At 75.9% G+C, this 12,125-nt stretch carries 14 protein-coding genes; 3 read left to right on the top strand and 11 right to left on the bottom strand.

The features are described from left to right. The first annotated feature begins 106 nt into the window (after nucleotides 1-106). Together DMP15_RS02165 and pseI are read left to right on the top strand one after the other, a co-directional pair. A complete protein-coding gene (locus DMP15_RS02165; RefSeq protein WP_073573778.1) occupies nucleotides 107-1,108 on the top strand; it encodes a putative sugar O-methyltransferase in 1,002 nt (333 codons plus the stop codon). Between the two features lie 10 nt (nucleotides 1,109-1,118). After that, nucleotides 1,119-2,177: a pseudaminic acid synthase gene (gene pseI, locus DMP15_RS02160; protein ID WP_073573845.1), complete on the top strand. Its 1,059-nt coding sequence runs from the start codon at nucleotides 1,119-1,121 to the stop codon at nucleotides 2,175-2,177. Nucleotides 2,178-2,186: 9 nt separating this feature from the next. Here the strand turns inward: pseI and DMP15_RS02155 are convergent, their stop codons facing one another. Then, a complete protein-coding gene (locus DMP15_RS02155) occupies nucleotides 2,187-3,311 on the bottom strand; it encodes an oxidoreductase (RefSeq protein ID WP_073573779.1) in 1,125 nt (374 codons plus the stop codon). Between the two features lie 164 nt (nucleotides 3,312-3,475). Here DMP15_RS02155 and DMP15_RS02150 point away from each other — a divergent pair, with 164 nt between their 5' ends. Beyond that, complete coding sequence (locus DMP15_RS02150; protein WP_073573780.1) at nucleotides 3,476-3,916, top strand: RrF2 family transcriptional regulator; 441 nt, start codon at nucleotides 3,476-3,478, stop codon at nucleotides 3,914-3,916. Here the strand turns inward: DMP15_RS02150 and DMP15_RS02145 are convergent. The 10 genes from DMP15_RS02145 to DMP15_RS02100 all read right to left on the bottom strand — a co-directional run bounded on the left by DMP15_RS02145 (nucleotide 3,913) and on the right by DMP15_RS02100 (nucleotide 12,124). Continuing rightward, entirely contained in the window at nucleotides 3,913-4,767 is an 855-nt protein-coding gene (locus tag DMP15_RS02145; protein WP_062399200.1) for an alpha/beta fold hydrolase, read from the bottom strand. The genes DMP15_RS02150 and DMP15_RS02145 overlap by 4 nt on opposite strands. A 13-nt stretch (nucleotides 4,768-4,780) precedes the next feature. Next, complete coding sequence (locus tag DMP15_RS02140) at nucleotides 4,781-5,164, bottom strand: type II toxin-antitoxin system VapC family toxin (RefSeq protein ID WP_073573781.1); 384 nt, start codon at nucleotides 5,162-5,164, stop codon at nucleotides 4,781-4,783. Further along, on the bottom strand, nucleotides 5,148-5,396 hold the full coding sequence (locus DMP15_RS02135; RefSeq protein ID WP_073573782.1) for a type II toxin-antitoxin system Phd/YefM family antitoxin: 249 nt from the start codon (nucleotides 5,394-5,396) through the stop codon (nucleotides 5,148-5,150). Before DMP15_RS02135 ends, DMP15_RS02140 begins: the two co-directional genes overlap by 17 nt. 30 nt (nucleotides 5,397-5,426) lie before the next feature. Then, nucleotides 5,427-6,068 carry an energy-coupling factor transporter transmembrane component T family protein gene (locus tag DMP15_RS02130; protein ID WP_073573783.1) on the bottom strand — a complete coding sequence of 214 codons (642 nt, stop codon included), beginning with the start codon at nucleotides 6,066-6,068 and terminating at the stop codon, nucleotides 5,427-5,429. Then, on the bottom strand, nucleotides 6,065-6,742 hold the full coding sequence (locus tag DMP15_RS02125; protein WP_073573784.1) for an energy-coupling factor ABC transporter ATP-binding protein: 678 nt from the start codon (nucleotides 6,740-6,742) through the stop codon (nucleotides 6,065-6,067). Before DMP15_RS02125 ends, DMP15_RS02130 begins: the two co-directional genes overlap by 4 nt. Next, the gene (locus DMP15_RS02120; RefSeq protein WP_073573785.1) at nucleotides 6,739-7,866 is read right to left on the bottom strand and encodes a thiolase family protein; all 1,128 of its coding nucleotides are present in this window, start codon (nucleotides 7,864-7,866) and stop codon (nucleotides 6,739-6,741) included. Before DMP15_RS02120 ends, DMP15_RS02125 begins: the two co-directional genes overlap by 4 nt. Then, entirely contained in the window at nucleotides 7,863-9,185 is a 1,323-nt protein-coding gene (locus DMP15_RS02115) for an AMP-binding enzyme (protein ID WP_073573786.1), read from the bottom strand. Before DMP15_RS02115 ends, DMP15_RS02120 begins: the two co-directional genes overlap by 4 nt. Beyond that, nucleotides 9,182-9,763 (bottom strand): biotin transporter BioY, encoded by a 582-nt coding sequence (locus DMP15_RS02110; protein ID WP_073573787.1) that lies wholly within the window; start codon nucleotides 9,761-9,763, stop codon nucleotides 9,182-9,184. The genes DMP15_RS02115 and DMP15_RS02110 overlap by 4 nt, the downstream gene beginning before the upstream one ends. 70 nt (nucleotides 9,764-9,833) lie before the next feature. Further along, nucleotides 9,834-11,357 carry a bifunctional UDP-2,4-diacetamido-2,4,6-trideoxy-beta-L-altropyranose hydrolase/GNAT family N-acetyltransferase gene (locus DMP15_RS02105; RefSeq protein ID WP_073573788.1) on the bottom strand — a complete coding sequence of 508 codons (1,524 nt, stop codon included), beginning with the start codon at nucleotides 11,355-11,357 and terminating at the stop codon, nucleotides 9,834-9,836. A gap of 2 nt (nucleotides 11,358-11,359) precedes the next feature. Further along, a complete protein-coding gene (locus DMP15_RS02100) occupies nucleotides 11,360-12,124 on the bottom strand; it encodes a cytidylyltransferase domain-containing protein (RefSeq protein WP_073573846.1) in 765 nt (254 codons plus the stop codon). Between the last annotated feature and the right edge of the window lies 1 nt (nucleotide 12,125).

Raw genomic sequence — 12,125 nt, 5'->3', positions numbered from 1 at the left:
GGCGGCCGTCCACAGCCGCACCGCAGAGGCTATCGGTCCGGGGATCCGGGCCGTGCGACGGTGGGTCACGATCGGGGCGAAGGTGATGTTCCGTACCGTTCGTCACATGGACCCGAGGACGCTGCTCGAGCTGATGCTGGCCGACCTGGACAGCGCGCCGGAGCTGTACCGGCCGACGGACTTCTGGAGGACCGGCCTGGAGAAGGTGGTCGCCGACCTGCGCGAACGCGGGTTCGCGGAGTTCCGCAGGCACCCCTCGGCCACGTTCTTCTACGCCCCGCAGTACGCGCCGGTGTCCCGCCCGGCGGCCGCCCTGTCGCGGGCCTTCGGTCTGGCGGGCGGCCCCGGGACGCTGCTGCGCGAGCGGATCGACCAGGTGCCCGTCGCCCGGGCCCACCACGCCACGGTGACCGCCCTCGACCCGGTCGACCGGTCGCCGTCGCTCGCCGGGTTCAGCGAGTCGGCCGCCGGCGCCCCGGCCGAGCAGCTGGTGTTCGACGGCCGCCGGTTCAGCCGGTCGTCGCTGAACTACCTGCGCGGGCTGGTCATGCTCAAGCGCGCCGTGCCGGACCTCGACGTCTCGACCGTCCTGGAGATCGGCGGCGGGTTCGGCACGCTCGGCGAGATCCTGCTGTCGGGCAACCCCGGGCTGCGCTACATCGACGTCGACATCCCGCCGGTCGCCGCCGTCGCCACGCACTACCTGCGCGAGGCGCTCGGGCCGGAGAAGGTCCTGGACTACGCCGCCACCCGCGAGCGCGAGAAGATCGTGATCGACGAGCTGGAGCAGCCGGCGACGGTGCTCTGCTCCTGGCAGCTGCCCCGGCTCACTGGGACCGTCGACCTGTTCGCCAACTTCATCTCCTTCCAGGAGATGGAGCCCGACGTCGTCGCGAACTACGCGAGCCTGGTCACCGACCTGGGCGCCCGCTGGCTGCTGCTGCGCAACTCCCCGACCGGCAAGCGAGGAGTCCGGGAGCCCATGCTGCGCCACCGCTACCTGGAGATGTTCGACCGGTTCGAGCTCGTCGACTCCGACGCCGGGCTCTACGGCCAGGACTCCGAGGGCACGGTGTCCGAGGTGATGGTGCTCGCGCGGCGCTCGTAGGGTGGCGCGCATGCGCACCCCGGACCCGATCGAGATCGGCGGCCACCGCGTGGGCCCCGGCGAGCGACCGTTCGTCATCGCGGAGGTCTCCGGCAACCACAACGGCTCGCTGGACCGGGCGCTGGAGATCGTCGACGCGATCGCCGGCACCGGGGCGCAGGCGGTGAAGTTCCAGACCTACCGGGCCGACACGATCACCATCGACGCCGACGGTCCGGCCTTCCGGATCCGCGACGACCACGGTCTGTGGGGCGGCCGGAACCTGTACCAGCTCTACGAACAGGCGCACACGCCGTGGGAGTGGCACGAGCCGCTGTTCGCCCGGGCGCGTGAGCACGGGCTCGTGCCGTTCTCCTCGCCGTTCGACCCGACGGCGATCGAGCTGCTGGAGTCCGTCGACGCGCCGGCGTACAAGGTGGCCTCGGCCGAGCTGGTCGACCTGCCGCTGATCCGGGCGATGGCCGCGACCGGCAAGCCGATGGTGATCTCCACCGGGATGGCGACGCTGGCCGAGATCGACGCCGCCGTCGCCGCCGCCCGGGAGGGCGGTGCGACGCAGATCGTGCTTCTGGCCTGCACCGCCTCGTACCCGGCGGACCCGGTCGACGCGAACCTGCAGACGATCCCTGCGCTGCGCGAGGCGTTCGGCGTCCCGATCGGGCTGTCCGACCACACCCCGGGCATCGGGGTGCCGGTCGCCGCGGTGGCGCTCGGCGCGGTCGCGATCGAGAAGCACGTGACGCTGCAGCGCGCCGACGGCGGCGTCGACTCCGACTTCTCCCTGGAGCCCGCCGAGCTGGCGTCGCTGGTCACCGAGACCGACGTGGCACGACGCGCGATGGGCCCTGCCCGGTTCGGCCCGCGCGAGTCCGAGCGCGACACCCTCGCGCTGCGCCGGTCGCTGTGGGTGGTCGCCGACGTCGCCGCGGGGGAGCAGGTCACCGCGGACAACGTGCGGTCGATCCGTCCGGCCGGTGGCCTGCACACCGACACGATCGGCACCGTGCTCGGCCGGACCTTCACCCGCGACGTCGCCCGCGGCACCCCGCTGACCTGGGACCTGATCTGAGCGACCCGCTCAGTGCAGGGTGCCCAGTGCCGCCTTGGTGAAGGGCACCAGCTCGGACTCGCGGCCGTCGAGGACCTTGCGGGCCCACTCGGGGTCGGCCAGCAGCGCCCGGCCGACGGCGACGAGGTCGAACTCGTCGTCCTCCAGCCGGTCGAGGAGCTTCTCGACGCCGCTGACGTCGGCGTGCGCGTCGCCGCCGACGAACATCTCCGGGGCGAAGACCTGGTCCAGGCCGACCGAGCCGACGGTGATCGTCGGCAGGCCGGTGACCTTGCGCGTCCACCCGGCGATGTTCAGCTCGGCGTCGGCCTCGGGGAACTCCGGCTCCCAGTAGCGGCGCCCGGACGCGTGGAACGCGGTCACCCCGGCGTCGGCGAGCGGGGTCAGCACGTCGGCCAGCTCGTCGGGGGTCCGGGCGAGCTGCGCGTCGTAGGCACCGGCCTTCCACTGGGAGAACCGGAACACGACCGGGAAGTCGGGGGCGACGCGCTCGCGGACGGCGGCGACGATCTCGGCCGCGAAGCGGGCCCGCTCGGCGGCGCCGCCGGCGTAGCCGTCGGTGCGGCGGTTGGTCCGCTCCCACAGGAACTCGTCGATCAGGTAGCCGTGCGCGCCGTGCAGCTCGACACCGTCGAAACCGATCCGCTCGGCCTGCGCCGCGGCCTCGGCGAACGCGCCGACGATCCGGTCGATCCCGGCGAGGTCCAGCGCGGTGCCGGCGCCCTCGGTGCCGTCGAGCGCGATGCCGGACGGGCCGACCGACGGCGCCTCGGGGAACGGCGGCTTCCCGGCCTCGCGGGTGATCCCGACGTGCCAGATCTGCGGCATGATCCGGCCACCCGCCCCGTGCACCGCCTCGACGACGTCCGCCCACCCGGCCAGCGACGCCTCGCCGTGAAAGCGCGGGACGGCGGCGACGTCGCCCGCGGAGGGGTCGTCGATGTAGGTGCCCTCGGTGATGATCAGGCCGGTACCGGCGGCGGCACGGCGCGCGTAGTAGGCCGCCACGTCGGTGCCGGGGACACCGCCGGGGGAGAACGCCCGGGTCATCGGGGCCATGACGATGCGGTTGGGCAGCTCCGCGGAGCCGAGGGTGTACGGGCGGCCGAGAAGCCGTGCGGCGCGGGTGGACACGAGGCACTCCTGAGGGGTGGGCCGTCCAGGCACGTCGGCGGGTCCGGGCGGAGGCGTCAAATGGTTCTGATCAAAGATACATATGGCTCCGTGAACTGCAACAGTGACCACCACCTTTTCGGGCGCGACGGGTACGCTGGCGGCCCGGGACGGGAGGTGAGGTCGTGCTGGACATCCGGTTCTCCAGTGCCCTGCAGGCGATGCTGTACCTCGCCGCCGCGGCCGAGGGCGACAGTCCGACCGTCAGCTCCGGACGGCTCGCCGAGGCACTCGGCACGAACGCCAGCGTGGTGCGCAAGCTGCTGGTGCCGCTCGGGGTGCACGGCCTCGTCGAGTCCAGCAGGGGGCGCAGCGGGGGTGCCCGGCTCGCCCGGCCGGCCGGGGAGATCACCCTGGCCGAGATCTACCGCTGCGCGGTGGGGGAGAAGCCGCTCTGGGCGTGCCGCCCGGAGAGCGAGCACGTCTGCCCGGTGACGACGAACGCCGCGGAGTACTTCGCCCGGCTGACCGTCGAGGTGGAGGGGGCGGTGCTGCAGTCGCTGGGGTGCCGGACCCTCGTCGACGCGCTGCGCGAGATGCGGGGCCTGGACCGCGCGGCGCCCTAACCGTCGAGGAACTCCCTGACCAGCGCGTTCACCTCGTCCGGGGACTCCCGGTTGGACCAGTGGCCACGGCCGGGCAGCACCACGAACCGGGCGCCCGGGACGGCCGCGGCCGCCGCGCGCGTCGTCGCGACGGGGACGCCCGCATCCCGGTCGCCCTGCACGAACAGGGCGGGGCAGCGGATCTCCGGGAGCCGGGGGCGCAGGTCGACCCGCATCCGGCGGAACCCGATCGAGTCGTTCTGCCAGTCGGAGCTGCCCGCGTTCCCGGCCCGGGCCTCGCCCAGGATCTGATCGACGATCCCGTCGAGGTCGGCCACGCGGCCTGCGTCGCCGAACAGGGCGCGCCGGGTGAACGCGGTGACCGCCGCCCGGCTCCGGAACGCCAGGTTCGGCAGGGTCCGCGAGAGCAGCGGCACCCGCGCGGTCAGCCACAACAGCTGGTGCAGCCCCGGCGGGAAGCTCAGTGTCCCGGCCGGAGCGAGCGCCACCACGCGTTCCACCCGCTCCGGGTGCTCGATCGCGGTGGCCAGTGCGAGGGCGCCGCCCTGGGAGAGCCCGACGACCGCAGCACGCTCGACGCCGAGGTCGTCCAGCACGTCGACGACCGTCCGGAGCAGCACGTCGTGGCCGGCCCGGCCCCGCCACGGCCGGCTGCGCCCCTGCTTCGGCCAGTCGGGGGCGATGACGCGGTGGTCGCGGGCGAGGTCGGGGATCAGGTGGTGCCAGCTGAGCAGCGCGTTGTCGAGGCCGGCCCCGGACAGCAGCAGCACGGGTGGGCCGGACTCGCCCGCGAGGTGGACGTGCAGGTCGCCCTCGGGGCGGGGGATCACATGGTCGCGCAGTGCGGTCATCGGGTCCTCCCGGTCAGCGGGTCGCGTCGACGACGAAGCTCCGTCCGAGCCCGAGCAGTACCCGGTCCGCGGTGAGCAGCCGCATGCCGTCCTGGTCCGCCTGGGCGGTGATGAGCCGGTCGAACGGGTCGTGGCGGGCGAGTTCGGGGAAGGCACGCAGGCCCTCGGCGTGGGTGGCCGTCACGTCCAGGACGACCAACCCCTGCTCCTCCAGCAGCTCCGGGAGCCCGGCCGGGACGTCGAGCTTCCCCAGCATGGCCTTGATGGTGAGTTCCCAGACCGATGCCGCCGAGACGTGGACCGCGGTCGCGGTCCCGATGATCTCGCGCGCCTTCGGGCCGAGCCGTTCGCTGTCGGTGAGGACCCACAGCAGGGCCTGGCTATCGAGGAGCAGCATCGTCGCCGTAGAACATGGCCTGGATGTCCTGGTCGACGCCCACGAAGTCGGCGTCGTCGTAACGGACGCGGTCGCGGAGCCCGCCCAGGCGCACGGTCCGGCGCTGGTGCGGCACCAGGTCCGCCACGGGCGTGCCGGCGCGCGAGATGACGATCTGTTCGCCCGCGGCGACGCGCTCCAGCAGTCGGGACAGGTGGGTCTTGGCCTCGTGGATGTTGAACTCGGCGGTCACGGTGCCTCCGTCCGTCGGACCTGGTCCAGCTTAGTCCATCCTTCGGGATCCGGGTCGGTCGTCGGGTTCGTCGTCGCCCCACCCGCGCGCGGCGAGTGCCTCCCCGAGCGCGTCCGCGTGTCGCAGCGTCCGTACCAGGAACGGCACCGCGAACGCCGTCGGGGAGCGGTCCGCCCCGCGCGCCTTCGCCGCGGCCCGGACCTGCCCCGCGATGCCGGACAGCGTCCCGATCGACTGCACCGTCAGCCCGACGAGAAGGCCGAGGCGTTCGGGTGCGAGACCGAACCGGCGCAGCGGGCCGAGTCTCCGCTCCACGGCGCCGACCAGGTCGTCCACCCGGGTGGTGAGGGTGAACAGGGTCGCCGCGCCCATCGCGGCGACCAGCCGGAGCACGATCACCAGCGTCCGTTCCGGCCCGAGCAGCCACCACTGGACCGCCCCGAGCAGCACGGCCAGCAGCACCAGCGTGCGCAGCACCGGCCGGGCCCGGTGCCACGGGATCCGGGCGACCAGGTAGCCGGCGGCGACGGCCAGGCACAGCCCGCCGAGCACCCGCGGGTCCTCGGTGAGCACCGCCCCGACCGCGAGGGCCAGCACCACGAGCAGCGACGGCCCGGCGGGCGCCCGGTGCAGCAGGCTGTCACCGGGCGCGTAGAGCCCCAGCGGGGTCACGAGCCGCAGAGCCTGCGGTAGTACGCGACGGCCGGACCGGGCTCGTCGTCGGCGACGACCCGCCCGCCGTCGAGGACGACGACGCGGTCGAAGCCCGTCAGCAGGTCCAGGTCGTGCGTGGCGAGCAGGACCTGCTGGCGCAGCCCGGCGAGCCGGTCGGCGAAGGCGCGCTTGTTGCGCAGGTCGAGCAGGGTGGTCGGCTCGTCGCAGACCAGCACGTCCGGATCCAGCACGAGCACCGCGGCCAGCGCGAGCAGCTGCTTCTGCCCGCCGGAGAGCTGGTGCGCGGGGTGCTCGACGTGGTCGCCCAGCCCGAACCCGGCGAGCGTCTCCGCGGCGAGCCGGGCGCGCTCGGCCCGGTCGCGCACGGTCCGGCGCAGCGAGAACGCGACGTCCTCACCGGCGGTTGGCATGACGATCTGGGAGTCGGGGTCGCTGAAGACGAACCCGACCCGGCGGCGGACGGCGGCACCGTCGCGGGCGGGGTCGCGGCCGTCGACGCGGACGCTGCCCGAGCTCGGTGCGACGAGCCCGTTCACGGTCCGGGCCAGCGTGGACTTGCCGGAGCCGTTCGCGCCGACCAGCGCGACCCGGGGCTCGGCGAGGGTGAGGGTGACGCCGTCGAGGACGGTGCGCTCGCCGTAGCGGTGCCCGACCGCCTCGAACTCGATCACCGGACCACCCGCCAGCTCGTCGCGACGCCGAGGCCGCCGCCGGAGGACAGCGCCGCGATCCCGGTCTCGCCGCGGCCCTGCACGACGAGCCGGTGGAACAGCCGCACGACCAGCACCGCGCCGGAGGCGCCCCAGGGGTGGCCGAGCGCGATCGCGCCGCCGTCCGGGCTCACCCGGTGCTCGTCGATCCCGGCCGCGTCGAGGCAGGCCAGCGCCTGCCCGGCGAACGCCTCGGTGAACTCGACGGCGTCCGGGGACTTCGGCCGGTCGCGGAGCGCGGCGAGGGCGGGGACGGCGCCGAGACCGAGGTCGGCCGGGGAGCAGCCCCGGGTGGCGGCCGAGACCAGCGCGAGGCCGGGCACGCCCAGCTCCCGGCGTCGCCACTCCGGCACCAGCGCGACGGCGGCGGCCCCGTCGTTCACCCCGCAGGAGTTCGCGGCGGTGTGCACGCCACCCGGGGTGAACGCGGGCCGGAACCGGGCGAGCCGCTCGGGGGTGAAGCGGTCGCGGGGACGCTCGTCGGTGAGCACGGCACCGACCGGGACCAGCTCGTCGCCGAAGCGGCCGGAGCGCTGCGCGTCGACGGCGCGGGCGTGGCTGCGGGCGGCGAACGCGTCGAGCCGCGCCCGGGAGAGGCCCGCCCGGGTGGCGACGTCGTCGGCGGCGGGCCCCATGTCCGGGTCCGGGTGACCGGCCGGGGCGAACGGCGCGCGGGTGTAGACGGTGCCGTCGGCCCAGGTCCGCGCAGGCGCGGTCGACGGCGACTCGGCGCCCCCGGCGAGGTAGCCGGTGCCGTCCCCGGCACGGATGCCCACGGCGGCGGTGAGGATCGCGGCCAGCCCGCTCGCGCACTGCCGGTCCACGGTCATGCCGGGCACGTCGTCGCCGAGCCCGGCGGCGAGCGCCGCGACCCGGGCCGGGTTGCCGCCGGGGCCGAAGACGTTGCCGAGCAGCACGTCGTCGACCGGGCCGCCGAGGGTCCCGGCCAGCGCGGCGAGGACGGGCGCGGCGAGCGCGTCGACGGTCACCGCGCGCAGCGCGCCCCCCGCGGTGCCGATCGGGGTGCGCCGCGCGGCGACGACGACCGGGGTGTCGGCCGTGGTGTCGCCGCCGGGGCCGGTCACTCGGGCCCTCCGAGCGGGACGGCGTCGAGGGTCCCGTCGCGCAGTGCGGCGTCCACGGCGGCGCGGGCGGGCTTGCCCGAGCCCAGCCGCGGCAACGCCCGGGTGACCAGCCAGCGGCGCGGCCGCTTCGCCGGGGACAGCCCGGCCCGCGCCGCGGCGCGCAGCGCCCGCCGGTCCGGGACACCGTCGCGGGCCTCGACGACCGCCGTGACCACCATCCCCAGCGACGCGTGCGGGGTCCCGGCGACGACGACGTCCCCGACGCCCGCGACGCCGCGCAGCACCTGCTCGACCTCCTCGGCGGCGACCAGCGTGCCGCCGGAGGAGATGGTGGTGGCGGCGCGGCCGAGGACGGTCAGGCCGCCGTCGTCGGTGAGCTCGGCGCGGTCGCCGACGGTCGTCGGACCGGGGCCGGCCGGGAGGAGTGCGCCACGGATGAACCGGCCGTGCACCGACTGCGGGCTGTCCACCCACAGCACGTCGTCGCGCACGGTGAGGTGCACGTCCTCGACCGGGCGCAGCGGGCCGTCGTCGCGGCGGGTGGCGATCAGCGAGTGCTCGGCCGAGCCGTAGTACTCGAGCAGCGTGGTGCCGGGCAGCAGCCGCGCGACCCGCTCCCGCATCCCCGGCGCGACGTGCGCGCCACCGCACACCACGACCCGTGGCGCGGGGCCGCCCGGGCGGCGCTCCCGCTCGTCGAGCAGGGCGCTGAGCTGGGCGGGGACGAGGTGGACCGAGCCGCCGTCGGGCAGGTCGGTCGGGTCGAGCCGGCCGCGGGTGACCAGGCCCAGACCGTGGTGCAGCGCGTGCAGCGCCCCGAACAGGTACAGCGTCGAGGACGGCGGCCCCGGCACGAGGACCGGTCCGGGCAGCGCACCGAGGATGTCGAACCCGATCCGCCAGGAGCGCCGGTCACGGGCTAGCACGGTGGGGACACCGGTGCTGCCCGAGGTCGTCGGGAGCAGGAACAGCCCGGGCGTCCGCGCTCCGCCGTCGGCGGTCGCGGCCCGGCCGTCGGTGCCGACGACGTGGTGCGGCGCGGTGTCGGCGAGCACCGCGTCGCGTTCGCGGCCGGTCCAGCCGGCGTCGGCCAGCAGCGACGCCGCGCCCAGCCGGTCCGCGGCGAGCAGGTAGGGCAGCACCGCCCAGCGGGCCCGGGTGGGGGTGTCGAGCACGACGCGTTCCCCGGCCCGCACCCCGAGCCGGGCGAGGCGCTCCCCGGCCGCGGCGACGGCGTCGGCGAGACCGCGGGGGAGCCAGGGGGCGGGGACGACGGGCGCGGCCGCGTCGTCGGCGGTCTCGCGTTCCGCCCCGCTCACCGGACCCGGGGCTCGGACGACGCGGAGCGGACCGGCAGCAGGTCCGGCAGGGCCCGGTGCACCAGCGACGCGATCAGCGCGGCCAGCACGATCTTGATCAGGTCACCGGGCACGAAGACCAGGGACTGCACGATCCCGCCGGTGACATCGCCGATGTAGACGCCCAGCCACGGCATGCCGATCACGTAGTCGGCGAGCAGCCCGGCCAGACAGGCGAGCAGCAGCACGGGCAGCGACCGCGACCGGAACCGTGCCACGACCAGGCCCGCGACCAGCGCGGACAGCAGCCAGCCGACGAGGAACCCGCCGCTGGGGCCGAAGAACGCGGCGCCGTTGCGGCCGCCGGACAGCAGCGGCAGCCCGACCGCGGTGAGCACCAGCAGCAGCGCGACCGAGGCCGTGCCGAGCCGCCACCCGAGGATCACACCGGCCAGGATCGGGCCGACGTTCTGCAGGACGATCGGGACCCCGGCCACTCCGGCGAAGCCGGGGAACAGCCCGAGGACGGCGATGAACGCGGCGAACACGACCACGCGGGCGAGGTCGGCCGCGGGGAGCGCGGGACGGGATCCGGACACGCGCGAAGGGTAGGTCACATCGGTGTGCCGGAGGGGTGCCGTGCGGGTTGCGTCACGACACCCGACCCGGTCACAGCACGCGGTGCAGGGTCCGGAAGCCGTCCGCGTCGGGTCCGGTGGGGTCGCCGTAGCCCGCCCGGGCGAACAGCCGGGCCGAGGCGTCGTTGCCGGTGTGCACGACGGCGGTCACCGGGGTCCCGGCGCCGGTGCGGGCGCGCAGCGCGTCCTCCCCGGCCCGCAGCAGCGGCCCGGCGAGACCCTCCCCACGGCGCTTCGGCGCGACCGTGATCGACACCTCCCAGGCGGCGTCCGCGCGGTCCCAGCGGACGGTGCCGACCGGGCCGCGGGCGTCGTCGACGACCAGGAGCAGCCGGTCGTCGCGGTCCAGCGACCCGGCGAGCCAGCGGCGGTGCGTCGCGAGGTCGACCTCGTCGTGGCTGCGCGACCAGCGCCGGGTGCCGGGGTCGTTGCGCCAGGCCAGGAGCAGCTCGGCGTCGCCCGCCCGGGCGGGGCGGGCGCGGAGCACCCCGGCGAGCACCCGCTCCTCGGCGGCGACGCGTGCCTCCCGGCCGGAGGACGTGCCCACCGCGGTGGCCAGGGCGTCCACGACCCGGCCCGCGCCCTGGCCGTCGACGACGGTCGCGGCCCGGCCGGCGAGCGCGGCGCGGGCGTCCGGGCCGGTCAGCAGGGCGCGCAACACGGTCGCGGCTCCGGCCGGGTCGGCGAGGTCCCCGGGCCCGCCCAGCCCGGCGGCGGCACCGGCGTCGACGACGGTGCGGTAGCCCTCGGTCTGGTTGTCCGCGGCCCGGACCAGCGCCATCGGGACGCCCACGCAGCACAGCTCCCACACCGTCGTCCCGGCCGCGCTGACGACGAGGTCGGCCTCGGCCATCGCGGCGGGCAGGTCGGACAGCGGCGGGACGGCGCGGAACGTGGCGGGCCCGCCGGCGGGCAGGTCGAGGGGCCGGCCACCGGGGACGACGACGTCGACCGCGGCGGGGGCGTCCGCGGCGGCGAGGGCGGTGACCACCCGGGGCAGCAGCCCGGCGGCGTCGGTTCCGCCCATGACGACCAGCACGCGGGGCGGCCCAGTGCCGGGGGCGTCGGCGGTGCGCAGGGCCCGCCGGGTGCGGGCACGGCGGGCCGCCAGCCGCAGCGGGGCGTAGCCGGGGCCGCGGAGCAGGACGGGGGAGCCGTCGTCGGGGCGGGGGTGGTCGCCGGCGCCCATGTTGGGGTCGACCACGACGTCGCCGGGACGCCGGCCGGTCGCGAAGTCCTCCACCGTGGACAGCACGACCCCGGCGTCGTGCAGGGCCGGCCGCAGGTCGTCGCCGAGCAGGTAGTGGTCGACGTGCACGGCGTCGATCCGGTGCTCACGGGCCAGTGCCGCGAGTCCGCCGGCGGTGTCGGCCGGGGGCAGCACGGGTCCGGGCTCCCGGACCAGCCCGGACCACAGCCAGTCCAGCCCGTCGAGCCGTCCCGACCAGGACACCTCGTGCCCGGACAGCACCGCGGCCTCGGCGACCGCGGCACATCGGACGGCGTGCCCCACCCCCGTCGACGGTCCGGCGTCGCAACGCAGCAGCAGACGCACGGTCAGCCCTCGGCGAGGGACTTCTGGCGGACGTGCGCGTTGCGCTCCACCAGGTCGGGTCGTGACCGCAGCACCGCCACCACCGACCGCCAGTCGCTCCGGCCGCCCAGTGCCTCCACCAGGCCCTGCAGGGCGTGCAGGTCGTCGGCGGTGTCGAGGGTGACGCGCAGGTCGTCGGCCGCCGGGGCGACGACGAGCCCGAGGCAGCGGAACCGCTCCGGGGCGCCGTAGAGGCCCGACGTCACGTGGATCCGGTCGTAGCCGGTCGCGGTGCCGGCCAGCTCGCGCAGCGCACCGGTGCGCGCCAGCTCGACGTCGAGGCCACGGGGCAGGGTGCGCACCAGGGTGGTCGCGACGTAGTCGTGGTCCGGGGCGTCCCGCCAGGTCGCGGCGACCAGCGACACCAGCGCCGGGTCGAGCAGCGGGCAGTCCGCGGTCAGGCGCACCACGGCGTCGCAGGGGTGCTCGTCGGCGGCCTGGACGAAACGGGCGAGCACGTCGTCCTCGGAGCCGCGCACCACCGGGGCGCCGAGCGCCGCGGCCCGCTCGGCCACGGCGTCGTCGCCCGCGGCGGTCGAGGTCGCGACGACCACGCGGTCGACGCCCTCGGCGGCACGGGCGGCCGCGACCACCCGGTCGAGCACCGGTGTGCCGCCGAGATCGGTGAGCACCTTGCCCGGGAGCCGCGTCGACCCCGTCCGCGCCTGGATGACCGCGTTGACCCGCACCCGTACCTGCTTCGATTCGTCCGGTTGAGCGCGTGCCATC

The sequence above is a fragment of the Pseudonocardia sp. UM4_GMWB1 genome, assembly GCF_017312155.1.
Lineage (GTDB): Bacteria > Actinomycetota > Actinomycetes > Mycobacteriales > Pseudonocardiaceae > Pseudonocardia > Pseudonocardia alni.
Note: the sequence above shows the minus strand (reverse complement) of the source record. Positions and strands in the feature narration are given on the sequence as shown.

Excerpts from the sequence above, each read along its gene's own strand:
- DMP15_RS02165 (WP_073573778.1), top strand. The coding sequence starts at position 107 with ATGGACCCGAGGACGCTGCTCGAGCTGATGCTGGCCGACCTGGACAGC.
- pseI (WP_073573845.1), top strand. The coding sequence starts at position 1,119 with ATGCGCACCCCGGACCCGATCGAGATCGGCGGCCACCGCGTGGGCCCC.
- DMP15_RS02145 (WP_062399200.1), bottom strand. The coding sequence starts at position 4,767 with ATGACCGCACTGCGCGACCATGTGATCCCCCGCCCCGAGGGCGACCTG.
- DMP15_RS02140 (WP_073573781.1), bottom strand. The coding sequence starts at position 5,164 with ATGCTGCTCCTCGATAGCCAGGCCCTGCTGTGGGTCCTCACCGACAGC.
- DMP15_RS02100 (WP_073573846.1), bottom strand. The coding sequence starts at position 12,124 with ATGGCACGCGCTCAACCGGACGAATCGAAGCAGGTACGGGTGCGGGTC.